Here is a 26858-nt window from a genome sequence, read left to right as displayed (position 1 = left end):
GCTTGCTGTCTGCACTGCACATCCGGTCTGTGACGAGAGGAATGCCTTGCGGCGTATCGGCCAAGTTTTGGAGCCTGTCGGCAAAGCCACGGCGGGAACCGCTTCGACTTTTCGGACACTCGCCTTCTGCTTGGCGACAACCCTGGCGGTCGGCTTCCCCGCCGAGGCGCAGATGCGCGGGCATGGCGGCCCCGTCCGCGCGCTCGCGGTGGCGCCGGGTGGCGGCCTCGCGATCTCCGGCGGCTTCGATCAGGCCGCCATCCTGTGGGCGATCGACACCGGCACGGCCCTCACCGTGCTACGCTTCCACGATGGGGCGGTGAACGCGGTCGCCGCCCTCCCCGATGGTAGCTTCGTCACGGCGTCGGAGGATGGCCGCATCGCTGTGTGGCGCGCCGGGCAGCCCGAGCCGGAGCGTGTCTTTTCCGAGCATGCCGGACCGGTCGCGGCGCTCGCGCTCTCATCCGACGGCAGCCAACTGGCCTCGGCCTCGTGGGACGGCACGGTCCGCATCCGACCCCTGACCGGCGGCCCGGCGCGCGTGCTCGCAGGCCATCAGGGCAACGTCAACGCGGTCGGCTTCCTGGCCGATGGACGACCGGTGTCGGCCGGCTACGACACCACGCTGCGGATCTGGCCCCGGGCCGACGACCCGCAGGGCGTGCCGATGGTGCTCACTTTGCCGAGCATCCTGAACGCCCTCGCGGTGATGCCGGACGGGGAGATCGCGGTTGCGGGCGGGGACGCCGTCGTGCGCCTGCTGCGGCCGGACGGGCGCACGCGCGCGGCCGTCGATGTCGGCCCGAACCCGGTGATCGCCCTGGCGCCCTCCCCCGACGGGAGCCGAATCGCCGCCGCCACGGCCGGCGGTGCCGTCGCGGTGATTGATCGAAGGCGGGGGACGATCCTGCATCGCCTCGTTGGACCGGGACTCCCGGTCTGGTCTCTCGCCTGGCGGCCGGACGGACGGGAACTCCTCACCGGCGGCGGCGATCGCCTGATCCGGCGTTGGAACGCCGAGACCGGCGCGCCGATCGGGCCCCTGGCGATGCCGCGTCCGGCCGACGCGCTCGCGGCCTATCACGACGACCGCGGGGCGGAGGTGTTTCGCGCCTGCGTCGCCTGCCACACCCTGACGCCCGAGGACGGCCCGCGCGCCGGGCCGACCCTCGCCGGTATCATGGGGCGCCGGATCGCGACGGCGCCGGGCTACCGCTACTCGGAGGCGCTAAAGGGTATGGATATCGTCTGGGATGCCCGGACCATCGCCCGGCTCTTCGAGGTCGGCCCCGCCAGCTACACGCCGGGCACGCGCATGCCGGAGCAGACGATCACCCGTGCCGAAGACCGGGAGGCCCTGGTGAAGTTTTTGGAGAGCGCCACCGCCCTCCGGTGAGCCGGCGTCACAGGTCCTTGATCATGTAGCGGGCCTCCGCGCCGTAATCCGCGAGCTTGGCGGCGAAGGCGGCCCCAGGCGCCCGGACCGCGAAGCCGAGGGCCTCCCAGAACCGCACCGACCGGTTCACCGCCACCAGGGCGAGGCGGGCGTATCCCCGTGCGCGAGCCCGCTCGCCCACCATCGCCGCGCCCGTCCGGGCGTGACCGTGCCCCGCCGCGGCGGGCGCGATGCCGAGATCATGCAGGTAGACGCTGTTCGGCTTGTCCAGGGTCGCGAGCGGCCGGTTGAGAGCCGGAATCGACCCGAGCGGCCAGGGATAGGCGATCGCGTAGCCGGCGATTCCCGTCTCGGGATCGCACAAGGACAGGCACAAATCGGTGCCCCGGGCGAGCCGTTCGCCGAAATGCACGGCGTCCTCGGGATGGTCGGGAAACAACCGGTCGGCCAGGGCCACCACCGGCGCGAGGTCGCCCGTGTCCATGCTCCGCCAGCGCCGTTCCTGCATCCGAAGACGGGCCTAGATCGCCTCACCCCGGGCGGCGCGCTCGCGCAGGTAGTCCTCGGTGGTGCGCGGACGGTCGCGTTCCGGTCCGGCATGCGGATCGAAGCCCTGGTTGACCGCGACCTCGACGCGACAATCCTCGCACATCATCAGCGCCTGGACGCGTGCCTCGCCGGCTTCGCCCCGGAACATCCAGTGGCGGTCGCGCAGCTTCTCCACCACCCGCTCGATGGTGCTGCGGGTCCCGAACGGCTTGGCGCAGGTGATGCAAGCGAAGGGCTCCTCCTCCTTGACCACCCGGCGCGGCGCCTTCCAAGCCTCGAAATCGACGCCCGGCCGGAGATCGATCACGTTTTCCGGGCAGGTGTTGGCGCACAAGCCGCACTGGACGCACAGGCTCTCCTCGAATCCGAGGAACGGGCGGTCGGCGCTGTCGGACAGGGCGTGGGTGGGACAGGCGCCGACGCAGGCGAGGCAGAGGGTGCAATCGTCGGTGCGGAAATGCAGGCCGCCGAACGGCGCGCCCGCGGCCAGATCGATCCGCGCCACCGGCGCGGGGGCCGCTGCATGCATTTCGTTGAAAGCGAAGCGCAGCACCTCGCGCTTTCCGCCCACCGGCATGAAGCGTGAGGGCGCCTGCGCCGACACGCCTGCAATCCGAACCGCCAGGGCCTCACCCAGGGCGTCGGGGTCGTCAGTCTCGATCAGCGAGACGACGGGGTCTCCGCCCTCGCCGCCATAGCCGAGGCCGCGAGCCAGGGTGTCGCCGAGGGCGACCGCGCGGCGCAGGCTGTCGAGATCGTGCTTGGGGCGGGCACGGGCGAGGATGCGCACCCCGGCGGCGCCATAGGCGAAGAGGGCGGCGAACGCCTCGGGACCGAGCTGGGTGATTTCGTTGACCCGGACCGGGAGGATCGCGGCGGGCAGTCCATTGCCGTGGCGCGCGAGCGCATCGATCAGCGGTTCACCGTGCTCGCCGTCGTGGAACAGGACCACCGCGTCGCGACCGCCCGCGGCCCTGTAGGCCCCCATCAGGGTGCGCAGACGGCGCATGAGCGCGTCGGCCGGCGGCAGCGCATAGGCGGCCGCTCCCGTCGGGCACACGGAGGCGCAGTTGCCGCAGCCGGCGCAGATGTAGGGGTCGATCGCGACCGTATCACCCGCCGGCGAGATCGCGCCGGTCGGACACACCTCGAGGCAGCGGGTGCAGCCGGTGATGCGCGAGCGCGAATGGGCGCAGAGCTCGGCATGGAAATCCACGAACCGCGTCTTGTCGAAGGTGCCGACGAGATGCGACGCCTCGGCGATCACCCGCTCGACCGCCGCCGGATCGCGCGGGTCGGCCCGCAGGTAGCCGAGGCGGACCTCATGGGCCGGAAACAGAGCCGTGCCGCCGCCGACATCGACGACGACGTCGCAGGTGGAGTTCGCTCCATGACGGCCGGGTCCGAACACGAGGTGCGAACGTGAGGACGGAGCCGGCAGCGCATAGTCGTCGATGCGCAGATCGAAGGCACCGAGACGTCCCTTCGCGCCCACGATGGTACCCTTCACCACCGGGAAGTCGTTGCGCTGTGGCGGTTCGACGTCCTCCGGCCGGCTCAGCAGAACCGTGACGTCGAGATGCTCAGCGAGCCGCCGCCCGACCTCGATCGCGGTGGCATTACGCCCATAGATCAGGGCGACACCCTGGCTCTCGATCGGCACCGTGGCGGCATCCGGCACGGGCTCGGCGCAGGCGGCGAGGAGGGCCGCCATTTTCGGGCCGGCCTGATCGGCCTCGGTGGACCAGCCCGCATTCTCGCGGATCTTGGCGTAGGAGACCCGATCGTCGGCACCCAGTTCGGAGGCGACCTCGTCGAACAGCGGCGATTGCAGGGTGCACGAGACCGTCACCGGTCGCCCGGATTGCAGGGCGGAGCGGAACCGGTCGAGTTCACGGCCGCAGAGCTGGTCGGCGGTCTTCACCTCGCCTGAACAGCCCCGCCCGATCGTGCCGGCATCGAGCGGCATCGTCTTTTCGCAGGAGCAGGCGAACACGATACGATCGGACAAGAACAGACCCTGGATTCAAGTGCTCGGGAACGGGCGGGAGCGGATCGGACCGATACCGGGCGGCATCGCTGCCCCTTCGCGTCCGGCTCCGTATCTTATATACTCAAACGGTTCAAAACTACGATCCGACACACGGGCGCAGGGACCTTGCGTCAGGCGCTGATCTTCCGGGCCGCGCTCGCGCCATTCTCTCCGTCTTGTTGCCCGGCCGCCGACAGCACATGTGGTCACCGAAGTTCGACATCCATTCCGGCCCGAACGCGGGATCGGTTCCGCCTCCTGGATCGACCCGTCAGGTCTCACGTTCATGATCGCTTCTCCGACGGCCTCACCCCTCAAGTTCCGGCCGGCGACGGATCTCGCTCTGCCTCCGTCCCTGACGGCGCGAGTGGTGCCGGCCTCCCGCCATGCTTTTGCCGAAGCGTGCGCGATTGCGCGCCGGGAGGGCGCGGAGGCGGCCGGGATTCTGGTTCTCGCCGAGCGGTCGGATGTTCTCGACGTCGCCGTGGTGCTGGTGCCCGAGGAGCCGCTGGCCTCGGCGCGGCGCGCCTTCCTGGCGGCCATGATGGCCCTGGCCGACGCGGTCGGCGCGCACGGCCCACCGGAAATGCCGCTGACCTTCGGCTGGCCCGATGTGCTGATCTTCGACGGGGCGCGTCTCGGCGGCGGTCGCCTCGGTTGGCCGGAGGCCTGCTCGGAGGAGGTCGTGCCCGACTGGCTCGTCTTCTCTGCCATGCTGATCCTGAGTAAATCGGGTGCTGGCGATCCGGGCTTGACGCCGGGATCGACTGCCCTCGACGAGGAGGGGTTCCCACCCGATAGCCGCAACGCGCTGGTGGAGAGCTTCGCCCGGAACCTGATCCGGACCTTCTCGCTCTGGGAGGAAGATGGGTTCTCCGGGATTGCGGCGCGTTACCTCAGCCATCTGCCGACCCCTGCCGGGATGCCCGTGCGGATCGACCGGACCGGCGATGTCATCCTGGGCGGCGAAACGGGAGAAGCCGGGGCGGGAAAAGCCGGGGCGGCTGAGACCGAATGCTGGCCGCTCGCCTCTCTCCTGCGCGCGCCGGGCTGGCAGGACCCGGCGACCGGGACAGTCCGTCTGTGAGTTCGCTCCGGCTTCCGCGTACCCTGCGGCTCGATGTGTCCGACACCTTCGTGTTCACCCACGCCGCCGAACCGGGCGAGTGGGCCGTGACGGGCTCGTTCCTGTTCTGGGATCAGGACCTTCCGAACCTGGAGGGGAAGGCGCGCGCCGCGTTCCGCTCTGGTTTCGTCGGCGTCTCCTCGCTGGGGTTCTCCACCCTCGTGGTGGTCAGCGAGGCCACCGAAGCCGAGCGCGACGCGGCGGTCGAGGATCTGGCCCGGCACATCCACGAGCGCCTTGGCGCTCCGGATCGGGCCATGGCCCGCGCGGCTGCGCGCGAAGAGATCGATTTCGCCGCCACCCTGTGCGGGGTCCCGGTGGGGAGCGTGGTGGCGATGCACCGGACGCAGGTCGACGGAGCGATATCGGAAGCCTTCCGCACGCTCCATCAGCGCGATGCGGGGACCCCCGGGGCCGATCGCCTGCATGCCCATGCCCGGGCCTTTCGCTTCGTCGAGACCGATGACGAGGAGCCCGAGGAGCGGGCCGATCTGATCGGTCTCGCCCGAGATCGGCCGGGGACGGGATCCTGATCGATGGCCTGCTCGCAACCACCTTGTCCGTCGCCCTTTCCGCCGTCAGGAGCCGCCCCCCAATGACCGAATTCTGGGTGTCCAGCGGCCACCACCTGACGCAGCGCACCGAGGGGGGCGGCCTGGCCGTCACCGACGAACTGATCCTCGCCTACCTCGCGCGGCCCGAGCTCGCGCCGCCCGAGGAGGCCTGCCGGGCGGAGCGGAGCCTCTACGCCGATCTGCTGGCAGACCCGCGGCGGACCGTACCGCCTGAAATGGTGGCCGCGATCGCCGATGCGGATGCGCGGGAGAACTGGACGGTGCTGCTGGCCTTCCGCGACCGCCTGCTCGCATCGCGCTCGATCGAGGCCGCCTATCTCGGGCTGGTGCGGCAGGGATTGCAGGGCACGCCCGCCTTGTTCCTGAATCAGCTCGTGCACCTGATCCTGCGCAATGCCCTCGACGGCTGCGATGATCCGTTCGTCCTGCGGGCCGCCGAACTGATGTTCCGGCCGCAGCGGGTCAGTCGCCTCGACGGAGCCGTCCTGCTTGCCGATGCCGAGGTGATCGAGGCGCGCGAGGGCAGCGCGCCGCTGTCGCCTCTGGTGGCCATGCTGGGCAAGGAGGCGGCGAATGAGCTCGACATCCTGAACGCGGAGAATGCCTGGACCTACTGGAGCCGGTCCGACGCCTTCTCGATGGCCCTGAACCTCGGATCGAGCGCCCGGAGCCGCGACGGACTGGCTCGCGTGATCGAGGCCTTCCTCCGGCATCTCCTTCATGTGGACGTGCGCGTCACGCCGCTCGACCGCCTCGACGATTCCGATTGGCGCTGGTTCGTCGGGCTCGATGCCGAGGCGACCCGGATCGGCAACGCCCTGTGGCGGGGGGAGGCCGCCTCGCCGGCCGATCAGGAGCGGGTGGTCGCCCTCTTCAGCCTGACCTTCGAGGATCGGATGCGGGTCGATTCCTCTGTCGGCGACAGGCCCGTCTACCTGCTGCTGGCCGCGACGCCCGCCAATCTCGTGACGATGAAGCCGCAGAACCTGATCGTGGGCCTGCCCCTGAACGACGCCACCGGAGCCAGCTGATGCAGAACGACGGCGACCGTGTTGACCCTCCGGGTGAAGGACCGATCCCGGTCGCACCCGCACATGCAATCGTGTCCGAGCAGGAACGGGTCAGGCCCGACAACCATTTCGAGGTCGGCATCCTGGTGGCGCGACGGCGCCTGCGAGGCCCCTGGGCGACCCATGCCTGGCTGCCCGTCGCCGCTCTTCCGGCGGCTCCCCCGGTGGCGGCCTGGACCCGGCTCTCGGAGACCGAGGAGGAGGCGGTATTTTATGCCGGTGCCTACGACGTGCTGCTCCATCCGGCCGAGACCTCGCATTACCGCGACAACCTCGTCTCCGGTCGCCCGTCCCTCTGGGTCGCCCTGCGCAAGCTCGGCGAGGATGCCTATGAGATCGCCGCCGTGACGGCCGATCCCTACGAGGGCGAAGCGATGGCCGAGGGGATCGGCGAGATCGTGGAGGCGGTGCCGATGCCGACGGAATCGCAAGGGATCCTGCTGGCGTTCTTCGAGGCGTTCCACGTCGAGCGCAAATTCGAGAAGCGCAAGCGCGATCGGGCCGATCCGGAGGCGCTGGCGCGGGGCGGCCGGGGGCGCGGCGAATGAGCGACGGTATTCTCTCGCGCTGGGCGAGGCGCAAGCAGGCCGTCCGACAGCAGGAGCGCGCGCGAGCCGTTCCGAAAGCGGACGAGGCGAGTGGCGCCGTCGAGGCCGATAGCGAGGCCAGGGCACTTTCGGATATCGAGGCGAATCCCCAGGCGGATGAGGAACTGGCCGAAGCCATCGCACGCCTGCCGAAGCTCGAAGATCTGACAGCCGAGACCGACCTCGCGCCCTTCCTCCGGGCGGGCATCCCCTCCGCCCTGCGAAACGCCGCTCTGCGCCGGATGTGGTCGGTCGATCCCGGCATCCGCGACTTCGTCAGCGAAGCGCGGGAATACGCTTATGACTGGAACACGCCGGGCGGAGTCCCGGGCCTCGGGCCGATGCTGCCGACGGACGACATCAAGGCCATGGTCGAGCGGATCATGACGGGCGCCGGTCCGAAACCCGCGCCGACACCGCTCGAACCCGGGGACACGCGCGAGCCGGACGCGGACCCGGACACCCAACGGACCGCCGAGGACCAGGATGTGGTCGAACTCGCCGAGACGCTGCCCGCGCCCGCTGTTTCCGACGCCCATCGCCCGCACGTTGCAGCGCCGGAGCCGCTTCCGATCACGGTTGCGGGGGAAGAGTTTCAATCGCCCACAATCGTTTCGCGCATGCGACGCCATGGCGGCGCGATGCCCAGCTAATTCGTACAAACGCGATTGCGGTGGCGGCAAACGCTTTTTATTATCAATACAAACTGGGCTGCACGACGAAGTCGAGTGACCGGGTACCTGTTGGATTGAGGCGGCGCGTGCGTTCCGGCGCGACGCTTTCGGAGCTGTCAGCGGAGATGGGTGTCGGTATCGGGGATTCGATCATCACGGCCGACGCGCGCGAACTCGTCATCGACGAGGTCGATCAACTTCGCGCCCAGCAATACGATCTTCTGGCCGTCCTGCTTGGCCGCCCGCCGAACGGCGCTCTGCTCGATGCCCTGAAGGGGCTCAAGGGGGGCGACAGCGTGCTCGGCCGGGAGGTCGGCATTCTGGGCGAGGCCGCCGCTGCAACGTCCGAGGCGGCGGCGGAGCGGGAATATTTCGCGCTGTTCGTCGGCGTCGGGCGCGGGGAGCTTCTGCCCTATGCGTCCTACTATCTGACCGGGTTCCTCAATGAGCGACCCCTGGCCCGGGTCCGTGAGGATCTCACGGCTTTGGGGATCGAGCGGGATCCGTCGATGACCGAACCGGAGGATCACATCGCGATTCTCTTCGATGTGATGGGGGGGCTGACGTCCGGCCGGTTCACGGCAGGGCCGGATGCCGCGCGCGACCTCTTCCTCCGGCACATCGCGCCGTGGGGGATGCGGTTCTTCACCGATCTGGAGCGCGCCAGGGCAGCGCGCTTCTATCGTTCGGTCGGGGCATTGGGACGGGCCTTCCTCGAGATCGAGGCGGCCGCTTTCGCGATGGATGCCTGAGGCATCCATTCCAGTGGGATTGGGGCGTCGGACCTGAACAGGTCGGAGCCCGTCAGGGAGTTTGGGCGATGGGACAGGATCAGAAGGACCAGCTCGGCCGTCGCCAGTTCTTTCGCGCCCTCGGTGGCGGCACGGTGGCGGCCGCGGTCGGCGTTTCCACCGCGCCGCTGACCGCGACGGAAGCCCAGGCCTACGACCCGGGCACGGACGAGACCCGGTCGCGCTATCGCCTCAGCGACGAGGTGAAGGCGTTCTACCGGACCAACGGCTACGAGACTCTCCAGAACAGCACGAACGCCGGAAAGAAGTGAGCCTGCGATGCTGACCAAGCGCAAGAGCGGCGAGGCGAGCCGCACCAAGCACCAGGCCGTTGCGGCCGGCCTCGCAGCCGGCGTGCTGGATCGCCGTGGATTCCTGAAGAAGTCCGGCCTGACTGCAGGCGCTCTGGCTGCGGCCGGAACGATCCAGCTCGGGTCCGTGCGTCAGGCGCGGGCTGCGGGCGCATCGGCCGTCGGCCCGGACGTTCAGATCAGGAAGAACGTCTGCACCCACTGCTCGGTGGGCTGCACGGTGACGGCCGAGGTGGTCAACGGTGTCTGGGTCGGCCAGGAGCCGTCCTATGCTAGTCCGATCAACCGCGGCACTCACTGCGCCAAGGGCGCGGCGATCCGTGAGCTTGTCTCGTCCGACCGGCGCCTGAAGTATCCGATGAAGCTCGTCGGCGGGCAATGGCAGCGCGTGTCCTGGGAGCAGGCGATCGAGGAGATCGGCGACAAGCTGGGCGCCATCCGCGAGAAGAACGGCGCGGATTCGGTGTACTGGCTCGGCTCGGCCAAGTTCACCAACGAGGCCGCCTACCTGATGCGCAAGTTCGGGGCCTTCTGGGGCACCAATTCCGTCGACCATCAGGCGCGTATCTGCCACTCGACCACGGTGGCGGGCGTCGCCAACACCTGGGGCTACGGCGCCCAGACCAATTCCTACAACGACATCCGCAACGCCAAGACGATGATCATCCTCGGCGGTAATCCGGCCGAGGCGCACCCGATCTCCATGCAGCACGTGCTGTCGGGCAAGGAGATCAACCGCGCGAACATGATCGTCATCGATCCGCGCTTCACCCGGACGGCGGCCCACGCCACCGAGTATGTCCGCATCCGCTCCGGCACCGACATTCCGGTGGTGTGGGGCATCCTCTGGCACGTGTTCCAGAATGGCTGGGAGGACAAGGAGTTCATCGCCCAGCGCGTCTACGCCATGGACGATGTCCGCAAGGAAGTCGCCAAGTGGACGCCGGAAGAGGTCGAGCGCGTCTCGGGCGTGCCCGGCGAGCAGCTGCGCCGCGTCGCGGAGAAATTTGCCAAGGAGAAGCCCGCCACCCTGATCTGGTGCATGGGCGCGACCCAGCACACGGTGGGTACCGCCAACGTGCGCGCGCTCTGCATCCTGTGTCTCGCCACGGGCAATGTCGGCAAGCCCGGCACCGGCGCCAACATCTTCCGCGGCCACACCAACGTGCAGGGCGCCACGGATTTGGGCCTCGATGTCACCTCGCTGCCGCTCTATTACGGTCTGGTCGAGGGCGGCTGGCGCCACTGGGCTCGCGTCTGGGACGTGCCCTACGAGTGGCTGCAATCCCGCTTCGACGAGGTTCCGGCCGCGGCCGGGCGGAAGGCCCGCTCGCGCAAGGAGAACATGGAGGCACCCGGCATCACCTCGACGCGCTGGTTCGATGCCGTGAACCTGCCGCCCGAGCAGATCGACCAGTGCAGTCCGATCAAGGCCTTCATGGTCTTCGGCCATGGCGGCAACACCGTGACCCGCCTGCCCGAGGCGATCGAGGGCATGAACAAGCTCGAGCTGCTGGTCGTCGCCGACCCGCATCCGACGACCTTCGCGGCCCTCGATGCCCGGCAGGACAACACGTACCTGCTACCGATCTGCACGTCGCTGGAGATGGACGGCTCGCGCACGGCCTCGAACCGTTCGCTGCAATGGGGTGAGCAGATCGTGAAGCCGGCCTTCGAGTCGAAGAACGACTACGAAGTGCTCTACCTCCTGGCCAAGAAGCTCGGCTTCGCCGAGACGCTGTTCAAGAACATCAAGGTCGAGAACAACGTCCCGTCGGCCGAAGATCTGCTGCGGGAGATCAACCGCGGCGGCTGGTCGACCGGCTATTGCGGCCAGAGCCCGGAACGGCTGAAGGCGCACATGCGCAATCAGCACAAGTTCGACCTGATCACCCTGCGGGCGCCGAAGGACGATCCGGAAGTCGGCGGCGACTATTATGGCCTGCCCTGGCCTTGCTGGGGCAAGCCCGAACTGCGCCACCCGGGTTCCGCCATCCTGTACAACACCTCTCTGCACGTGAAGGACGGCGGCAGTACGTTCCGGGCCCGTTTCGGCACCGAGCGCAACGGCCAGACGTTGCTGGCCGAGGACAGCTTCACCAAGGATTCCGATCTCACCGACGGCTATCCGGAATTCACCTTCGGGGTGTTCAAGAAGCTCGGTTGGGACAAGGACCTGACTGCGGACGAACTCGCCACCATCCTCAAGATCGGCGGCGACAAGCCCGACACCGTGAGCTGGGCCACCGACCTGTCGGGTGGCATCCAGCGCGTCTGCCTCGATCACGGCGTGATTCCGTTCGGCAACGGCAAGGCGCGGGCCAATGCCTGGAATCTGCCCGACCCGGTGCCGGTGCACCGCGAGCCGGTCTATTCGCCCCGTCCCGATCTGGTGGCGAAGTACCCGACCCGGCCCGACGAGCGGCAGTTCCGCATGCCCAATATCGGCTTCTCGGTGCAGAAGGCGGCGGTCGAGCGCAACGTGGCGCGCGACTTCCCCATCATTCTGACCTCCGGTCGTCTCGTCGAGTACGAGGGCGGCGGCGAGGAGACCCGGTCGAACCCGTGGCTCGCCGAGCTTCAGCAGGACATGTTCGTCGAGATCAACACCGGCGATGCCGCCGAGCGCGGCATCAAGGACGGCGGCTGGGTCTGGGTCACGGGCGCCGAGAACAGCTCCAAGGCCAAGATGAAGGCGCTCGTCACCGACCGTGTCGGCAAGGGCGTGGCCTTCATGCCCTTTCACTTCTCGGGTTGGTACGAGGGCAAGGACATGCGCGACTACTACCCGAAGGGCACCGACCCGGTGGTGCTCGGCGAGAGCGTCAACTCGGTGACCACCTACGGCTTCGACCCTGTGACGGGCATGCAGGAGACGAAGTGTACCCTATGCCAGATCAAGGCCGCGTGAGAGGAGCGCATCCACCATGGCCCGTATGAAGTTCCTCTGTGACGCAGACCGTTGCATCGAGTGCAACGCCTGCGTGACCGCGTGCAAGAACGAGCACGAGGTGCCCTGGGGCATCAACCGTCGCCGCGTCGTCACTCTCAACGACGGAAAGCCCGGCGAGCGCTCGGTCTCGATGGCGTGCATGCACTGCACCGACGCGCCCTGCGCCGCCGTGTGCCCGGTCAATTGCTTCTATACCACCGCCGACGCGGTGGTGCTGCACTCCAAGGATATCTGCATCGGCTGCGGCTACTGCTTCTACGCTTGCCCGTTCGGCGCGCCGCAATATCCGCGCGTCGGCAATTTCGGCTCGCGCGGCAAGATGGACAAGTGCACCTACTGCTCGGGCGGTCCGGAACCGGACCTCTCGGTCGCGGAGTACGAGAAGTACGGCTCGAACCGGCTCGCCGAGGGCAAGCTGCCGCTCTGCGCCGAGATGTGCTCGACCAAGGCCCTGCTCGCTGGCGACGGCGAGATGATCGCCGAGATCTACAAGCAGCGCGTGATCAAGCGCGGCTACGGCTCCGGCGCCTGGGGCTGGAAGACCGCCTACCGCGAGACCGTGGCGATCTGATCGCCGCGGAAACGACCTCGGGACCTCTGCTTAGGCGGAGGTCCCGCATCACGCCATCGAAAGGAACGCCGATGCGGCGGGCAGTCACGCTCCTCAGCACCCTCGTCGTCGCAACGACGCTCCTGGCCGCGCCGGCGGCGTTCGAACCGGCTCGGGCACAGAACCCGATCACCCGGGACGGGCAGAACCCGATGGGCGCCAGGCCCACGGCGGATTCCGTCAACGAGGAATTCCTCTTCAAGAACGCCGACAAGATCACGGGGCGCATCAGCATTCCGGATCAGAAGGCGGCGAACCTCATCCAGCCGCAGGGTCGCGAGTACCAGTCGTTCCGCGAGCGCTACCTGCCCTGGATCGGCGCGGCCTTCATCCTCGGCATGATCGCGGCCCTCGGCGTGTTCTTCCTCTGGCGCGGACGCATCCTGACCGAACACAGCCAGGAATCCGGCAAGAAGATCCTTCGGTTCAACACGTTCGAGCGTTTCACTCACTGGATGACGGCCGTGTGCTTCATCATCCTGTCGCTCTCCGGCCTGAACTACATCTTCGGCAAGCGCCTGCTCATGCCGCTGATCGGCCCCGAGGCCTTCGGCGCCCTGGCGCAATGGGCCAAGTACAGCCACGTCTACCTCGCCTGGCCGTTCATGTTCGGCGTGGTGATGATGTTCGTCGTCTGGATCAAGGACAACATCCCGAACCGCCTCGACTGGGCTTGGATCAAGGCCGGCGGCGGCTTCATCGGCAAGAAGCACCCGCATGCCGCCCGCTTCAATGCGGGCCAGAAAGGCGTGTTCTGGATGGTCGCTGGCTTCGGTGTCGCCATGAGTGTGACGGGCCTGATGATGCTGTTCCCGTTCGCGCTGCTCGACATCAACGGCATGCAGGTCATGCAGGTGATCCACTCGCTGATCGGCATCGCCTTCATCGCCGGCATCCTCGCCCACATCTACATCGGTACGCTCGGCATGAAGGGCGCCTACGACGCGATGGGCAGCGGCAAGGTCGATCTCGCCTGGGCGCGTGCCCACCACGATCTCTGGGTCGAACAGGAGCAGGCCAAGACCGCAAGCGGTCCGCAACTCTCCGGACGCCACCCCGCCCCTGCCGAATAATCGAAGCCCCAGCCTGACGATGCCCAAGCGGCGAGGACCGAGACCATGAAAGCCTTCATTCTTGCCGTGATCGCGGCCATCGGGCTCGGCGTCCTTGCCATGTACGCGCTGACGAGCAATCAGAAATTCGCCTACCAGGCCTTCGCGACGTCGGGGGCGCGCGTCTCGGAGCCGGGAACCAATCTCGTCGGCGAGAAGTGGAACGGCGACCCGAACACCAACGACACCGGTGAGTCGGCCCATGGCAAGGCGACCGGCGAGCCCTCGCATCCCAAGCGGTCCTGAACCGACAGCCCATCGCCGAACGTTTCCCGCGCCCAAGATTCCAGCGCCCAAGATTCCAGCGGCCGAGATTTCAGGGACCCGAGCATGACCCGACGCCTGCCTTTCGCCGCGCTTCTCCTGTCGGGCTGCCTCGTGGCACCGGCCGCCTTCGCCCAGGATGCGGCGCCCGCGCCCACCTCGTCGAAGGGGCCGGCCAACCTGTGCCAGGAGCTGGTCGCCTTCGTAAAGCAGCCGGAAGAGAAGAAGCAGGAGGCTGCGACGCCGGCAAAGCAGGCCACCGCCGTCTCCAACGCGTCGGGCAAGAGCGATGGGCAGCCCTCCCCGTCCGGCGGAGAGCCGCAGCAAAAATCGGGGCTCAGCGGGCCGGCAAATCCCGAGACCAAGGCACCGACCAGCGATACGCGTGCGCCGGTCAGCCACGGCAAGACGGTGCTGTCCCAGGCCAATGCCAGCGCGAAATCTCCGCTGGCGCCCGGCGCCCCTGCCCCGAGCCCAAAGCCCGATCCAGCCTTGGTTGCCAAGATCGAGGCAGCTGCCGGATCGAACGATCAGCCGGCCTGTCGTGCGGCCGCTCGGTCCATGCGCGTCGCGGGCGTGATCATGCCGCCGCCGCTCCTGGCCCTGGCGGCCCTCGATCCGAAATTCTTCTCGACGCCACAGCCTTAAGTCGCCCACCTGGCCCTGCATCAGCGCGGGGCTTGGCCTGACGCTCGTCGTCCATCCGAACGATCGCTCAGGCGACGATCGAGGATTGCTGCACGCCTGAGGGCGTGTGCAGGCCGATGCGCCCATCGTTGCCGCTCGCACGCGCGTCACGGGTGAAGAAAGCCTCCAGCAACTGTTCCAACTGACGGTTCGGCTTCTTCATGCCGGTGATGAAGCGCGATATCCGGGGCTGATTGACCCCGAGTTCCCAGGCCAACCGCGCCTGGCTCCATCCCGATCGATCCAGAAATTGACAGACGTCTGACGGTCGGACCGGCATCGCTCCACCTTTCGCGATCGGCTGTGCGATCCCACCCCAGGTTAGGGAAGGCAAATGACGCGTTCCAGGGTCGGCCACGGCTTAATCCCGTCGGTGATGATCAAATACGCGTGATGAGGCGGATCGTTCGGATACCTTTGCGAGAGCGGGGGTTAGGTATGGCTGGTCAAGAAATCGATCCGAGAGGAACCCCCAAATGCGGTCTATGATGATCGGTGCCGTATTCGCCGCTTTGCTGCCGATGGCGGCCCATGCGGAAGGTGATGCGGCTGCGGGCGAGAAGGCCTTCGCACCGTGCAAAGCCTGCCACGCCTTCGGTAAGAACGGGGTCGGGCCGAACCTGACCGGCGTCGTCGGCCGCAAGGCCGCATCCGAGGAGGGCTACAACTATTCCGCCGCCCTCAAGGGCTCCGGGATCACCTGGGATGAGGCCAACCTGCACGAGTGGCTGAAGAACCCGAAGACCAAGGTTCCGGGCACCAAGATGGTGTTCGCCGGCTACCCGGACGACAAGAAGATCGACGACGTCATCGCCTACCTCGCCTCGAAGAAGTAGGCTCGAACGGGGTGTCGCCGCGTCCCGTTTGGTAGGCGGCGGCCCGTTCACGAGACCAGTTTGAGAAAAAAGCCGCCGGCATCGCGCCGGCGGCTTTCTTCGTTTGAACCCCGTGCCCGGATTATCGCGGAGCCGGAGCCGTCTCAGGCGGGACGGCCGGGGCCGTAGGCATGGGAGTCGCCGGGTTGGCCGCGACCGTGTCCGTCGCCCGGGCGAGTTCCGGGTAGGCCTCGATCACGTGGGCGCCGTTGAGTGGCTTGCTGACCCCGTTGTGGCAGGTGGCGCAGTTCACCTTCGGCACGTCGCCGAGCACGCCCAGCCGGTTCTTTGGAAAGGTCGAGAGCAGCGGCTCGAGATAGTTGCCGTTGATGTCTCGCACCATCCGGATGCCGTGCCAGGCAGTGACCCGCTGGGGTGTGCTCTGCGACCAGTCCGAGATCGCACGCGTGTTGTGGCAGAAGGTGCAATTCACCCCGAGGCCCTCCGACATGTGGATCATCAGGGCGTAGGTCTTCTCCGCATCCTGGATAGGCTTGCCCTTGGTGGTCGGCAGCGCCGTCGTGGCGTTCACCCGGATCGCGTTGTTGTCGATGGTCTTATCGGCGAGATACTGGGTGAGGGTGTCGTAGGGCAGCGAAGCCAGCCCGACCGAGGGAGCGGCGAGGTTCTGCCCGTTGTTGCGGGCGATGAAGCCGCCGGGCCGGTTCGGGCCCGGATCGGTGAACCAGACGTTGCTCGGCACCGGCTGGCCGCGGTGGCAGGTATAGCAGGTGACGCCGGCCCCACCCGTATGGCTGTCCTTCCAGTCGGTGTTGAGAGCTTGCGTCATCTGCAGCATCCGACGCGCGACCTTCTTCTGGTAGAGGCTGTCGTCGGCCATGTTCTCGGTGTTGTGGCAGTAGGTGCAGCCCTGCTCCGGGCTGACCCATTCGGTCATCGAGGCCATCAGGCGATTGAACTCGTTGACGCTGACGTTCTTGAGGACCTGCACGTTCTCGTAGGTCGTGCCCGCTAATTCTTCGCCGGGTTCGGCGGGATCGGCGGGAGCCGGGGCGAGGTTGGCCGCCTTGGTCTCCGCGGCGCCGGCTCGGGTGTGGATCTGCGCCATCGCGGTCCCGCGAAAGCCGCTCTGCTGAACCGCCAGCGGCGGTCGGTCCCAATCGGTCAATCCGAACATCGCAACTGTGAGAAAGAACGCGATGGAGGCCCCGAGGACGATGAAGAAGGTCTTCATGGGGCTCCCCCCGTGAGGCTGCTGGGCGAGACGGCGAGCGGATCGACGACGGGCGGATAGACCTGCGGGTAGGAGGGGGCGACCCCGTGCTTGACCGCCCACAGGTACCAGTTGTCGACCACCGTGCCGGTGAGCAGGATGCCGATGCCGCCCGTCAGGGTGGTGAGGACCGCGAACCACCAGGCCCAGCGGTGGACCGATTCCATGGTGGCGTTGAAGCCCATGGTCCAGCGCCAGAACAGGGCGGCGCGCTCGGTGGCGGTGCCGCGATCGACGATCTGGTCGATCTCGCGCTCACCGCCGAAGCGGCTCACCGCCAGGATGGTCCCGCCATGCATCGCGAACAGCAGCGTCGACCCATACAGGAAGACGATCGAGAGCATGTGGAACGGGTTGTAGAAGAGGTTGCCGTAGCGCAGCGAGAAGGCGGCGGTCCAGTCGAGGTGCGGGAAGATGCCGAAGGGCACCGCCTCGCTCCAAGACCCCATCAGGACCGGGCGGATGAAACCCAGCACCAGGAATAGCCAGATCGCGGAGGCGAAGGCCCAGGGCACGTGATAGCCGAGGCCCAGCGCCTTCGCCCTGCGGAACAGGCGCAGCCACCAGAGCAGCACCGAAGCGGTCAGGAAGAAGCCCGCGATGAGCCACCATCCGCCCTCGGCGAGCGGCGGCAGCACCTTCAGGCCGTATTGCGGGCGTGGCGGCTCGAGCGCGAGCCAGGGCAGTTGCCGGACGAACTGGACCGGGTCCCAGTTCACGGAGGCCCACATATTGAGGCCGATGATCTCGAACGCGATCAGCCCGCAGACGAAGGAGAGACCCCCGAGATAGCCGATATAGATCGGCCCGACCTGGGCGTTGCCGATCAGGCCGAACAGGTAGGAGTTGAACGGCGTGCCCCAGCGCTTGTCGACATCCACGGGGATGCCGTGTTCGGGCTGAATCGGACGGACTTGCACTTCGGAAAAGATGTTCTGGTAATAGGCCATGGCGTCACGCGCCCCCCTGTCCCGAGATCAGTTTCGTGCCAGCTCAGCGCCAGACGGGCAGGTTGAGCCACCAGCCCCACCATTCGGGCCAGCCGCGGGTCCAGATCGGACCACTGATCACGATGCAGACGGCACTCCAGAACCCCGCAGACAGGGCCAGGAACAGGCCGAGGCGGTGGATGCCGAGCGTCCCGATCGAGTAGCCGATGGTATCGCGGAAGAAGGTGTCCTCGTGCTCGGGCGTCTTCACCACCTCGCCCTTCCCGGGATTGGTGGAGGACAGGATCAGCGAGCCGTGGAGCGAGAGCGCCAGCGTCGTGGTGAAGAAGAACGTCACCGCCAGCATGTGCGCCGGATTGTAGTGGAAGTGCAGGTATTGGTAGCCGGTGTTCGACACCCAATCGAGGTGCGAGAGGATGCCGTAGGGGAAACCGTGCCCCCAGGCGCCCATCAGGAGCGGGCGGACCACCACCAGGGTGACGTAGGCCAGGATCGCCACCGAGAATGCAAAGGGCACGTGGTAGCCGATGCCGAGTTTGCGGCAGATCTCGACCTCGCGCAGGGCCCAGGACGAGAAGGCCCCGACCGCGCAGAAGGTGATGATTTGCCAGAGGCCGCCCTCCTGCAGGGGCGCCAGGGCGAGGCCGTATTTGAGGTCGGGGGGCGCGATGTTGATCTGCCAGACGTTCCACGTCGGCCCGAGCGCTGCGCCGTAGATGATCAGGGCCGTGCCCAGCACCGAGAAGAACAGCGTCGTGACGCCGAAGAACCCGACGTAGAACGGCCCGACCCAGAAATCGAACAGGTCGCCGCCCATCAGGGTGCCGCCGCGAATGCGGTATTTTCGTTCGAAACTCAGCATCGCCATCGCGACCTCCCCCGCTCCACCACATCTCTCCGGCGATGGTCGACGGGGGGCTTGCAGGCCGCCCGCCGATCATCCGTGCTCGAGGTGCGCGCCGGTCAGGCGGGCATCGTGGGCAGAACCAGCGTCTGCGCATTGGCGGCGCGCGGCGCCTTGGGGCCTTCCAGCCAGTTGAACCGGTCTGTGCTGAGCAAGATGAAGTGAATCAGCAGCGCCAGAATGAACAGGAAGGTGAAGAGCGCCACGAGCGTGCGGCGCGGATCGAAGAGAAGCCAGACCTTGTGCATGATGAGGGTCCTTCTCAGGAGAGCAGGGAGACGACGCCGTGGGCGGCCGTCTCGAGGGCGGCGTAGCCCTTCGGTCCGGGCAGCCACGGGCGCCACAGCCACACGAGGATGTGGGCGACCACGGCGATCGCCGTGAAGATGATGAAGCTGGTCAAGAAGATCGCGTGGAACTCCTTGGCTTCCGGTTCCGTCAGCCCGGACAGGCTGCTCGGTTTTTCGACAATGCCATTGGCCATCGGTTCAAACCTCCGCTGTGACTGGTCGCGCCCGCAGGTTCGGGCACGGGGGGTGACGCCGGACCGCGCGGAGCGGCCTCGGCGGTCCTTCCCGCCTGTTGGGACGGGAGGTCGATCGGGGGCGGGCGAAGCGCCTCGACCCGAAGGCGAACTCAGCCCATGAACACGAACGGGATGGCCGAGACCGCCATGGTGCGTGCCTCGGCGAAGACCGAACGGCGCTGTTGCGGAAGCGCGGTCTCGGCTTGCGGGATCACGCGCTGCACCAGGGCTGCGGCCAGAAAGAACGGGTAGGTGGTGGCCAGGAGGATCCGGGCCTGGACCTCGTCCTGATGCAGGCGCGACACCGAATTCAGCGAACGTTGCATGGGATGATCTCCTCGTGGCGCTCCGCGGCGGGACGCGTCCGGTTTGGGACGCGCGGGGTCGGTCTCGACCGGCCGGACGGCGCCGCGCCGCTCCAGCCGGAAAGGGAATGGGGGGCGAGACCGGGACGCGCGCTCATGCGGCAGCTCCGAGGCTCGCCTCGGCGCGGGCGCGCTCGACATGGTCCGGGTCGACGCGGACCGCGCCGGATTGCCGGGCCACCCGCTCCGCGGCATCGCGCAGGCGTTTGGCCGCCGAGATTCGCACCAGCACCGGATGGGCCTCCACCAGCGCGTCGAGGCGCGCCCGGGCCGCCTCGTCCCAGGGCAATTCGCGGTGCAGACGCGCGGGCGTCGCCTCGACCTTGTCCATGTCCCGGGCCAGCGGCAGAATGTGGAAGAGCATGTCGAAGAGCGCGTTGCAGACCTCCTGAACCAGGTAGGTCGCGCCTGAAAACCCCATGAAGGGCGTGCCGGTGTGCCGCCGGATGATCGCACCCGGGAACGAGGCCGGCACGAAGACCGCGCGGGCGCCGGCTTCCGCCGCGTACATCCGCTCGTTGAACGAGCCGAACAGCACCAGCGGCGGGTTTGTCGCGATCAGGTCGCGGATCTCGGCGTTATCGGTCTTCTGTCCGGCCTTGCGGGACACGGCGAAATGGCAGGGCAGGCCCATCTCGTCTTCGAGGAAGTGGCGGACGCCGCGAGCGTAGGTGTCGGACGCGACGATCCCGAAACTGGCGGTCCCGAAGAAATCCTGGGTCACCGAGCGCCACAGGTCCCAGACCGGCTTGATCGTGGTGTGCTTCTCGCGCTCGATGAACGGCTCCGGGTCGAGGCCGAGTGCATCGCCGAGCGCGCGCAGGAACCGCGTCGTCGAGTGGATGCCGATGGGCGCCTGGAAGTACGGACGCTCCAGGGCCTCGCACAGCAGGCGGCCGAACTCACGGTAGAGGCAGATGTTGGCATCAGCGTTCACCAGGGCGGGAACGTCGGCGAGATGCGAGCCGAGCGGGAACACCAGGTTCACCTCGGCGCCGATGCCTTCGACGAGGCGACGGATCTCGGCCAGATCCGAGGGCATGTTGAAGGTGCCGTAGGCCGGGCCGATGAGATTGACCCGCGGCTTGACACCTTCCTGACGGGCGGGCCGGACCGGGATGCCCTTCTTGGCGAAGCGCTTGGCGCCGTACTCGTTCCAGAGCCAAGCCATGGCCCGGTCGGCCGCCTGCCACTGGTCCTCGTCGATGGTACGGGGCAGGAAGCGCTGGAGGTTGGTACCTTCCGGCGTCACCCCCCCGCCGATCATCTCGGCGATCGAGCCGGTGACGACGACGCTCGGCTGGGCCGGATCGAGGGTGGCGTGAGCCCGCTTCATCGCGGCCTCGGTGCCATGGCGGCCGAGTTCTTCCTCCGCCAGCCCCGTGACCACGATCGGCAGTTCGTGCGGCGGCAGGGCATCGGTGTAGTGCAGCACCGAGGTGACGGGCAGGTTCTCGCAGCCGACCGGTCCGTCGATGACGACCTGCAGGCCCTTGATGGCGGTGAAGACGTAGACGGCGCCCCAGTAGCCGCCGGCCCGATCGTGATCGAGGACAAGCATCAGGCCATCTCCCCGATCGGCGAATGGTCGAACTTTCCTGGGGCGGGCTTGGCGCGCACGGCCGAGGCGACGTTCTGGCGAAGCTTGGGCACATCCTCCCAGATGCCGGCTGCGTGACCTTCGCCGACCCCATCGAAGAAGGCCCGCATCGTATCGAAGCGACCGCGATTGCCGAGCGCCGCGTTGATCACCTTGGCCAGCGATCCGGCGCCCGCCACGCCCATCAGCGGGCGGGCCGAGATCAGGTTGGTGAAGTAGAGGGCGGGTATTCCCATTGCCTTGGCCTTCTGCACCACGGGCGTGGTGCCGATGGCGAGATCGGGCCGCGCATCCATCATGGCGCCAAGGTCGTCCTCCAGGGAGGCGCGGTAGCGCACGGTGACGCCGCGCGCCTCGAGCCAGGCCTGGTCGGCCTCCGAATAGGGCGTGCGCGGACAGGCGGTGCCGACATAGGCCAGATCCGCACCGCTCTCGACGAGGAGGCGCCCGACCAGGAGTTCGGAGCCTTCGTAGCCCGACAGGGTGATCCGGCCCCGGATCGGGCTGGCGGCGAGCGCGCCCTTGATCATCGGCAGCAGCCGGTTCTTGGCGGCCCCGACGGTGGCGCGGGGGACCGCACAGGCCTCGCCGATCCGGTCGAGCCAGTCGGCGGTGCCGTCATGGCCGACCGGAGCCGAGCCCACGATGGGGCGCCCGGCGGCGGCGAATTCCCGGATTGAGGCTGTGTAGAACGGGTGGATCGCGGCGACCGCGGTGCAATCGAGGGCGGCGTAGAGTTCGCGCCATTCCCGCGTCGGCACCACAGGTCCGGCCGCGAGGCCGAGTGGCTCCAGCAGACCGCCGATGACGACCGGGTCGGCCGGGAACATCTCGCCGAGCAGCGCCACGGTCGGGCGCTCGGACCGACCGGCGCGGGGCGCCTGGACGGGGCCTTGCTCGGCCTCTGTCCGGGCGAATTTCAGCATCGCCCCAGCAAGGACGTCCTTGGCCTCGGCATGGGTCGGCACCCCGAAGCCCGGCACGTCGATGCCGATGATGCGGACCCCGTCGATCTCCTTCGGGAGAAGCCGCAGGGGCACGCCCGAGGCGGTCGGCACGCAGAGATTGATGATGACGACGGCGTCGTAATCGGCGGGCTTGGCAACCTGGAACACCGCCTCGCGGATGTCCTCGAACAGCTTGCCGGTCACCAGCGTCTCGGAGTTGAAGGGCACGTAGCCGACGCTGCGCTTGGCGCCGTAGAAGTGCGACGTGAAGGTCAGCCCGTAGACGCAGCAGGCCGAGCCCGAGAGGATCGTCGCGGTGCGCCGCATGCGCAGGCCGACCCGGAGCGAGCCGAAGGCCGGGCACATGCTCTGGGGCTGGTCGTGCGGACCCGCCGGGTAGTCCTTGCGGAGCTGCTCCAGGGTGTCGGACAGGCCGGCCGCCTCGGCCGCTGCCCGCATCGTCGCCTTGCCGGAGTGACACCCGAGACCATCGGCCTTCGTGGCGGCGATGTTCACCACCTCGGCCGGGGCCACGATGGGCACCAGGGTCGAGGCCGGGCGCTCCTTGCGAGCGCGAAGATCGGCGATGTCGAGGGTGACGGCCATGCGCGTCAGACCTCGTCGTACACGACTTCGAGGGACGGCTTCACGACCTGGGTCGTGCCGCACATGTCCTCGAAGGTGGCGGGCACCAGGGTGACGCCCCGGCCGACCGCTTCGCCCTTGAACAGGCCGAGCAGGCCGTCCTGGCTCAGGGGCGTCGGGTGGTTGGCCGCAGCGTCGTGAACGTTCTGGGCGAGATCGGCGAAGAGCGAGCCCCAGGGGCTCTCGGGCCGGCCGATGATCTCGTAGTTCGCGCTCTTCTTCCGGATGTCGTCATGCGCCGGGATCGAGGCCAGAACCGGGATGCCGACCGCCTCGGCGAAGGCCTGCGCCTCACCGGTGCCGTCGTCCTTGTTGATGACGAGGCCGCCGACGCCGACATTGCCGCCGAGCTTGCGGAAGTATTCCACCGCCGAGCAGACGTTGTTGGCCACATAGAGCGACTGCAGGTCGTTCGAGCCGACGACGATGACCTTCTGGCACATGTCCCGGGCGATCGGCAGGCCGAAACCACCGCAGACCACATCGCCGAGGAAGTCGAGCAGGACGTAGTCGAACCCCCACTCGTGGAAGCCGAGCTTCTCCAGCAATTCGAAGCCGTGGATGATGCCGCGCCCACCGCAGCCGCGCCCGACCTCGGGGCCGCCGAGTTCCATGGCGTAGACGCCGTCGCGCTTGAAGCAGACATCGCCGATGGCGACCTGTTCGCCGGCGAGCTTCTTCCTCGTCGAGGTTTCGATGATCGTCGGGCAGGCGCGGCCACCGAACAGAAGCGAGGTCGTGTCGCTCTTGGGGTCGCAGCCGATGAGCAGGACCTTCTTGCCCTGCTGGGCCATCATGTAGCTGAGGTTGGCCAGGGTGAACGACTTGCCGATGCCGCCCTTGCCGTAGATCGCGATGATCTGCGTTTCCTTGGTCGCCGTCACCGGAACGGGGTCCGGCTCGATGCCGGCCTCGGCCCGCAGCGCTTCGGAGACCCCGTTCAGCTGCAGATTCGTCAGCTGGATGTTCATGCCGCTCTCCAATCCAGGATCATCTTCAGGCATTCGGGCTCGCCGAAAGCCCTGCGGTAAGCGTCCGGAGCGTCCGAGGCCGGGCGCCGATGGGTGATGAGGCCGTCGAGGGAGAGACGGTCGCGTTCGACCAGGGACAAGGTCGCGGCGAGGTCTTCGGGCCGCCACTGCGCGGCGACGCGGATGCGGGCTTCGCGCAGGAAGGCGGGCGCGAAGTCGAAGCCGAGGCGGCGCTCGTAGAACCCGGCGAGCACGATCTCGCCGCCGGGGGCGAGACGCGCGATCCCGCTATCGAGGATCCTAGCGTCGCCGCTGACATCGAGGATCGTGGCGTAGTCGTGTCTGGCATCCGCCTCGGGGGTGCTCACAGCGTAGGCGTCTGCGCCCGCGTGGCGGGTCGGATCGATCTCCCAGACCTGCGGCGTGCCGCCGAGGGTCCTGGCGAGGCGGGCGACCAGTCGCCCAAGCACGCCGTGCCCCACGACCAGGAGCGGCCGGGTCAGGTCGATGCCCGCGAGGGCGTGGTGGGCGGTCGCCGCGAGTGCGATCAGGGTTCCGCGCTCGCCCCAGGCCCGATCGATGGGGACGAGGCGGTCGCCGGCACTGACCAGATGGGAGGCTGCGCCGCCGAAGAGGCCGCGAACGGGTCCGAAGCAGCGGGCTCCGGGCACGAACACTGTCTGTCCGACCCGGATACCGGAATCCGCGCCGGCCTCGACCACTTCGCCGACCGACTCGTAGCCGGGCACCAGCGGATACCCCATGCCGGGAAAGGCCGGCATCGTCCCGGACCAGAGCAGGCGCTCGGTACCGGTGCTGATTCCGCTCCACCGGATCGCCACCACCGCGTCAGCGGCCGTCGGCGTATCGAGGTCGAGAGTTTCGAGGTCGAGCCGGCGGGGGGCATGAAGAAGCACGGCGTTCGTCTGCATCGAGCCTGCCCTCCCCTCATCCGACGATTCGGTCCGTTTGGCTTCGAACTCGATGTGTCATCCTAGATAGACACTTTCGAACGTCAAGCAGAACTTACGTTATTCGGTGTCTTAACGGGTGGACACCAGCATGCGGGTCAGGAGCGGGCGCCGGGTCGCGACCTCGCGGATACGCTGGAACCCCGCTTCGGCCAGCAGCGCGGTCAGTTCCGCAGCGGTGCGGCAGTGACCGCTCCCCATCGCCAGCAGGTAGAAGCCGAAATACGCATCGGTGATCGGCTCGGCCCCGGCGGTGCCGCTCATCGGTTCGGCCAGCACCAGGCGTCCGCCGGGCGGCAGCGCCGTCCAGGCCGCTCGCAACAGCCCTCGCACCGTCGCGTCGTCGTGGTCGTGCACGACGCGGATCAGGCTGAGTGCGTCGGCACCCTTGGGCAGTGGATCGATCAGAAAACTGCCGCCGACGGCTTGAGCCCGCTCGGCGAGGCCCGAGCGGGCGAATTGCGCCGCGGCGCGCCGTGCCACTTCGGGCAGATCGAACAGCCTGAGCGCGAGGTCGGGCGCTGCGGCGGCGGCGGCCGACAGGAAGGCGCCTTCGCCGCCGCCGACATCCAGCAGGCAACGATGCCGCTGAAACGGATAGGCCTCGACGATGTCTTCGGCGATCAGCGCCTGCGAGGCCGACATCAGCGCGCTGTAGGGGGTCACGGCCTCCGTCGACAGCTCGGCCCCATCGCCTCGCGCGTACGGCCAGTAGCCCGCGAGCCGGGTCGGCCCGCTCTCGCCGCGCAGGAGTGCGACCGGATCGGACAGATCCGCGTAGAGCAGGGCGTGATGCTCGATCATGCGGCCGATCGAGGGGTTCCCGATAAGCGCCGCCCCGAGATCGGCCAGGACGAAACATCCATCCGGCAGGCGCCGGATGAGATCGAGCGAAACGGCCGCCTTAAGGAGGCGTGCCGACGCCTCGCGGGACAGATCCATCCGGGCTGCCAGGAGATCGGCGGGAACCGGGCCCTCGGCGAGCAGTGCGAAGAGATCGAGCTTCAGGCAGGCAAACAGCGTCTGTGAGTAGGTGAAGCCCGCGCACAGATCGAACAGCGCCCGGGTGTTCGACCGCGCGATGCGCCGGGTCAGCGGAAAGCCGGCGGCCCAGCGCTGGAATCGCGGATCGGCGATGATGCGGGCTCTGAGCGTGTACCAGCGGGACCGCACGCTGCGGGGGCGGAGGGTGGGCGGCGCCCCGGCCGTCGCACCACCGGCCACGTCAGGCGAGTTCCCGCGCCAGGCTTGCCGGCAGGAACAACCGCGTCTGCGCCACGATCTCCGCCCGCAGGATGTCGGCACCGGAGCAATCCGGTATGACGTCGACGGCCTCGCGGACGAGGCGCTTCAACCGGGCCAGCGCGCCGCTCATGCCGAGCAGCGCTGCTGCATTCGGCCGACCGAGGGTCGAATCACGCCCCACCGGCTTGCCGACCTCCTCCTGGCGGCAGGCGACGTCGCGCAGGTCGTCGGCAACCTGATAGGCCTCGCCGAGGCATTCTCCGAGGAGCCGCCACGGCAGGGATGCCGCACCGGCGGCGGCGGCGCCCGTCACGGTCGCGGCCGCGAACAGGGCTCCGGTCTTGGCCTGCTGATATTCCGTGAGCGCCACGTTCGGTTCCGATTCCCAGGCCTGTCCGGCGGCGATGCCGGCGGGGGAGCCGGCGGCGCGGGCGACGAGCCCGACCAGGGCCGCCAGGCGCTTCGGACTGCGCGCCGCGCCGCGAGCCAGCGTCTCGAAGGCGGAGACGATGAGGGCGTCGCCGGTCAGTACCGCCAGGGGCTCGCCGAAGGCTGCGTGGACCGAGGCCTGCCCGCGCCGCAGGGGCGCGTCGTCGAAGCAGGGCAGATCGTCATGCACCAGGGATGCGCAGTGCAGGAGTTCGATCGCCGCCGCCGCCGCGTCCGAAGCCGCCGGATCGTCGTCGCCACAGGCACGGGCCACCGAGAGGCACAGGCGCGGACGGATGCGGTGCCCGCCCGGGAAGACCGCATAACGGATCGACTCGGCTAGGCGGGGTGGGGCGCCGGGCGCTTCCAGATGGGCGACGGCGGCGTCGAGGGCCTGCTCGATGCGACGGTTGGCGTCCATGACCCGTCTCTCCCTGTCACTTGTTCTTGCTAAAACAA

At 68.1% G+C, this 26858-nt stretch carries 29 protein-coding genes; 14 read left to right on the top strand and 15 right to left on the bottom strand.

Translation table 11 applies throughout. The features are described from left to right. The first annotated feature begins 172 nt into the window (after positions 1 to 172). Positions 173 to 1396 carry a c-type cytochrome gene (locus ACV7NL_RS11535; protein ID WP_463357107.1) on the top strand — a complete coding sequence of 408 codons (1224 nt, stop codon included), beginning with the start codon at positions 173 to 175 and terminating at the stop codon, positions 1394 to 1396. A gap of 7 nt (positions 1397 to 1403) precedes the next feature. Here the strand turns inward: ACV7NL_RS11535 and ACV7NL_RS11530 are convergent, their stop codons facing one another. Next, positions 1404 to 1880, bottom strand: a complete 477-nt coding sequence (locus tag ACV7NL_RS11530; RefSeq protein ID WP_463355739.1) for a GNAT family N-acetyltransferase — start codon at positions 1878 to 1880, stop codon at positions 1404 to 1406. 36 nt (positions 1881 to 1916) lie between these two features. After that, complete coding sequence (locus tag ACV7NL_RS11525; RefSeq protein WP_463357106.1) at positions 1917 to 3914, bottom strand: 4Fe-4S binding protein; 1998 nt, start codon at positions 3912 to 3914, stop codon at positions 1917 to 1919. A gap of 349 nt (positions 3915 to 4263) precedes the next feature. On the opposite strand from ACV7NL_RS11525, the gene ACV7NL_RS11520 reads away from it, so the two are divergent. The 12 genes from ACV7NL_RS11520 to ACV7NL_RS11465 all read left to right on the top strand — a co-directional run bounded on the left by ACV7NL_RS11520 (position 4264) and on the right by ACV7NL_RS11465 (position 14698). Continuing rightward, positions 4264 to 5064 (top strand): biotin/lipoate--protein ligase family protein, encoded by an 801-nt coding sequence (locus ACV7NL_RS11520; RefSeq protein WP_463355738.1) that lies wholly within the window; start codon positions 4264 to 4266, stop codon positions 5062 to 5064. After that, positions 5061 to 5636, top strand: coding sequence for a DUF6505 family protein (locus ACV7NL_RS11515; protein WP_056479544.1), 576 nt, complete (start codon positions 5061 to 5063; stop codon positions 5634 to 5636). The genes ACV7NL_RS11520 and ACV7NL_RS11515 overlap by 4 nt, the downstream gene beginning before the upstream one ends. Before the next feature lie 62 nt (positions 5637 to 5698). Beyond that, complete coding sequence (locus ACV7NL_RS11510) at positions 5699 to 6709, top strand: DUF6352 family protein (RefSeq protein WP_463355737.1); 1011 nt, start codon at positions 5699 to 5701, stop codon at positions 6707 to 6709. Positions 6710 to 6780: 71 nt separating this feature from the next. After that, positions 6781 to 7296, top strand: a complete 516-nt coding sequence (locus ACV7NL_RS11505; protein WP_463355736.1) for a DUF3305 domain-containing protein — start codon at positions 6781 to 6783, stop codon at positions 7294 to 7296. After that, entirely contained in the window at positions 7293 to 7988 is a 696-nt protein-coding gene (locus ACV7NL_RS11500) for a DUF3306 domain-containing protein (RefSeq protein ID WP_247635411.1), read from the top strand. The genes ACV7NL_RS11505 and ACV7NL_RS11500 overlap by 4 nt, the downstream gene beginning before the upstream one ends. Positions 7989 to 8134: 146 nt before the next feature. After that, the gene (locus ACV7NL_RS11495) at positions 8135 to 8761 is read left to right on the top strand and encodes a TorD/DmsD family molecular chaperone (RefSeq protein ID WP_463355735.1); all 627 of its coding nucleotides are present in this window, start codon (positions 8135 to 8137) and stop codon (positions 8759 to 8761) included. Between the two features lie 68 nt (positions 8762 to 8829). Beyond that, entirely contained in the window at positions 8830 to 9072 is a 243-nt protein-coding gene (locus ACV7NL_RS11490) for a hypothetical protein (protein ID WP_056186401.1), read from the top strand. A 7-nt stretch (positions 9073 to 9079) separates the two neighbouring features. Beyond that, positions 9080 to 12022 (top strand): formate dehydrogenase subunit alpha, encoded by a 2943-nt coding sequence (locus ACV7NL_RS11485; protein ID WP_463355734.1) that lies wholly within the window; start codon positions 9080 to 9082, stop codon positions 12020 to 12022. 16 nt (positions 12023 to 12038) lie between these two features. Beyond that, the gene (fdh3B, locus tag ACV7NL_RS11480; RefSeq protein ID WP_055955987.1) at positions 12039 to 12635 is read left to right on the top strand and encodes a formate dehydrogenase FDH3 subunit beta; all 597 of its coding nucleotides are present in this window, start codon (positions 12039 to 12041) and stop codon (positions 12633 to 12635) included. A 71-nt stretch (positions 12636 to 12706) separates the two neighbouring features. Continuing rightward, positions 12707 to 13747: a formate dehydrogenase subunit gamma gene (locus ACV7NL_RS11475; RefSeq protein ID WP_056186409.1), complete on the top strand. Its 1041-nt coding sequence runs from the start codon at positions 12707 to 12709 to the stop codon at positions 13745 to 13747. A 45-nt stretch (positions 13748 to 13792) separates the two neighbouring features. Next, positions 13793 to 14032 (top strand): hypothetical protein, encoded by a 240-nt coding sequence (locus tag ACV7NL_RS11470; RefSeq protein ID WP_056186410.1) that lies wholly within the window; start codon positions 13793 to 13795, stop codon positions 14030 to 14032. An 84-nt stretch (positions 14033 to 14116) separates the two neighbouring features. Continuing rightward, a complete protein-coding gene (locus ACV7NL_RS11465) occupies positions 14117 to 14698 on the top strand; it encodes a hypothetical protein (protein WP_463355733.1) in 582 nt (193 codons plus the stop codon). A 67-nt stretch (positions 14699 to 14765) separates the two neighbouring features. On the opposite strand, the gene ACV7NL_RS11460 is transcribed toward ACV7NL_RS11465, so the two are convergent. After that, positions 14766 to 14954 (bottom strand): hypothetical protein, encoded by a 189-nt coding sequence (locus ACV7NL_RS11460; protein WP_463355732.1) that lies wholly within the window; start codon positions 14952 to 14954, stop codon positions 14766 to 14768. A 259-nt stretch (positions 14955 to 15213) separates the two neighbouring features. On the opposite strand from ACV7NL_RS11460, the gene ACV7NL_RS11455 reads away from it, so the two are divergent. Beyond that, positions 15214 to 15573: a c-type cytochrome gene (locus tag ACV7NL_RS11455; protein ID WP_463355731.1), complete on the top strand. Its 360-nt coding sequence runs from the start codon at positions 15214 to 15216 to the stop codon at positions 15571 to 15573. Between the two features lie 121 nt (positions 15574 to 15694). Here the strand turns inward: ACV7NL_RS11455 and pufC are convergent, their stop codons facing one another. From pufC to ACV7NL_RS11395, 12 genes are all read right to left on the bottom strand, one after another. Beyond that, complete coding sequence (gene pufC / locus ACV7NL_RS11450; RefSeq protein ID WP_463355730.1) at positions 15695 to 16807, bottom strand: photosynthetic reaction center cytochrome PufC; 1113 nt, start codon at positions 16805 to 16807, stop codon at positions 15695 to 15697. After that, on the bottom strand, positions 16804 to 17796 hold the full coding sequence (gene pufM / locus ACV7NL_RS11445) for a photosynthetic reaction center subunit M (protein WP_056186426.1): 993 nt from the start codon (positions 17794 to 17796) through the stop codon (positions 16804 to 16806). Before pufM ends, pufC begins: the two co-directional genes overlap by 4 nt. A 43-nt stretch (positions 17797 to 17839) precedes the next feature. Further along, complete coding sequence (pufL, locus tag ACV7NL_RS11440) at positions 17840 to 18664, bottom strand: photosynthetic reaction center subunit L (RefSeq protein WP_056186428.1); 825 nt, start codon at positions 18662 to 18664, stop codon at positions 17840 to 17842. Positions 18665 to 18759: 95 nt separating this feature from the next. After that, on the bottom strand, positions 18760 to 18948 hold the full coding sequence (pufA, locus tag ACV7NL_RS11435) for a light-harvesting antenna LH1, alpha subunit (RefSeq protein WP_018043293.1): 189 nt from the start codon (positions 18946 to 18948) through the stop codon (positions 18760 to 18762). Positions 18949 to 18962: 14 nt separating this feature from the next. Then, positions 18963 to 19184 (bottom strand): light-harvesting antenna LH1, beta subunit, encoded by a 222-nt coding sequence (pufB, locus tag ACV7NL_RS11430; protein WP_056186431.1) that lies wholly within the window; start codon positions 19182 to 19184, stop codon positions 18963 to 18965. A 152-nt stretch (positions 19185 to 19336) separates the two neighbouring features. Next, on the bottom strand, positions 19337 to 19552 hold the full coding sequence (locus tag ACV7NL_RS11425) for a hypothetical protein (RefSeq protein WP_056186434.1): 216 nt from the start codon (positions 19550 to 19552) through the stop codon (positions 19337 to 19339). Between the two features lie 133 nt (positions 19553 to 19685). Beyond that, positions 19686 to 21152, bottom strand: coding sequence for a chlorophyllide a reductase subunit Z (gene bchZ / locus ACV7NL_RS11420; RefSeq protein ID WP_463355729.1), 1467 nt, complete (start codon positions 21150 to 21152; stop codon positions 19686 to 19688). Then, positions 21152 to 22744 (bottom strand): chlorophyllide a reductase subunit Y, encoded by a 1593-nt coding sequence (gene bchY, locus ACV7NL_RS11415; RefSeq protein ID WP_056479498.1) that lies wholly within the window; start codon positions 22742 to 22744, stop codon positions 21152 to 21154. Before bchY ends, bchZ begins: the two co-directional genes overlap by 1 nt. Positions 22745 to 22749: 5 nt before the next feature. Next, positions 22750 to 23754, bottom strand: coding sequence for a chlorophyllide a reductase iron protein subunit X (locus ACV7NL_RS11410; RefSeq protein WP_056186442.1), 1005 nt, complete (start codon positions 23752 to 23754; stop codon positions 22750 to 22752). Next, entirely contained in the window at positions 23751 to 24686 is a 936-nt protein-coding gene (gene bchC, locus ACV7NL_RS11405) for a chlorophyll synthesis pathway protein BchC (RefSeq protein ID WP_056186445.1), read from the bottom strand. Before bchC ends, ACV7NL_RS11410 begins: the two co-directional genes overlap by 4 nt. A 111-nt stretch (positions 24687 to 24797) precedes the next feature. Further along, positions 24798 to 25949: a methyltransferase gene (locus ACV7NL_RS11400; protein ID WP_463355728.1), complete on the bottom strand. Its 1152-nt coding sequence runs from the start codon at positions 25947 to 25949 to the stop codon at positions 24798 to 24800. Position 25950: 1 nt separating this feature from the next. Then, positions 25951 to 26820, bottom strand: coding sequence for a polyprenyl synthetase family protein (locus tag ACV7NL_RS11395; RefSeq protein ID WP_463355727.1), 870 nt, complete (start codon positions 26818 to 26820; stop codon positions 25951 to 25953). Positions 26821 to 26858: the final 38 nt, after the last annotated feature.

It is taken from the genome of Methylobacterium sp. Ger2507, assembly GCF_055231875.1.
The sequence above is the reverse complement of the archived record's forward strand: the minus strand, read 5'-3'. Positions and strand labels throughout refer to the sequence as shown.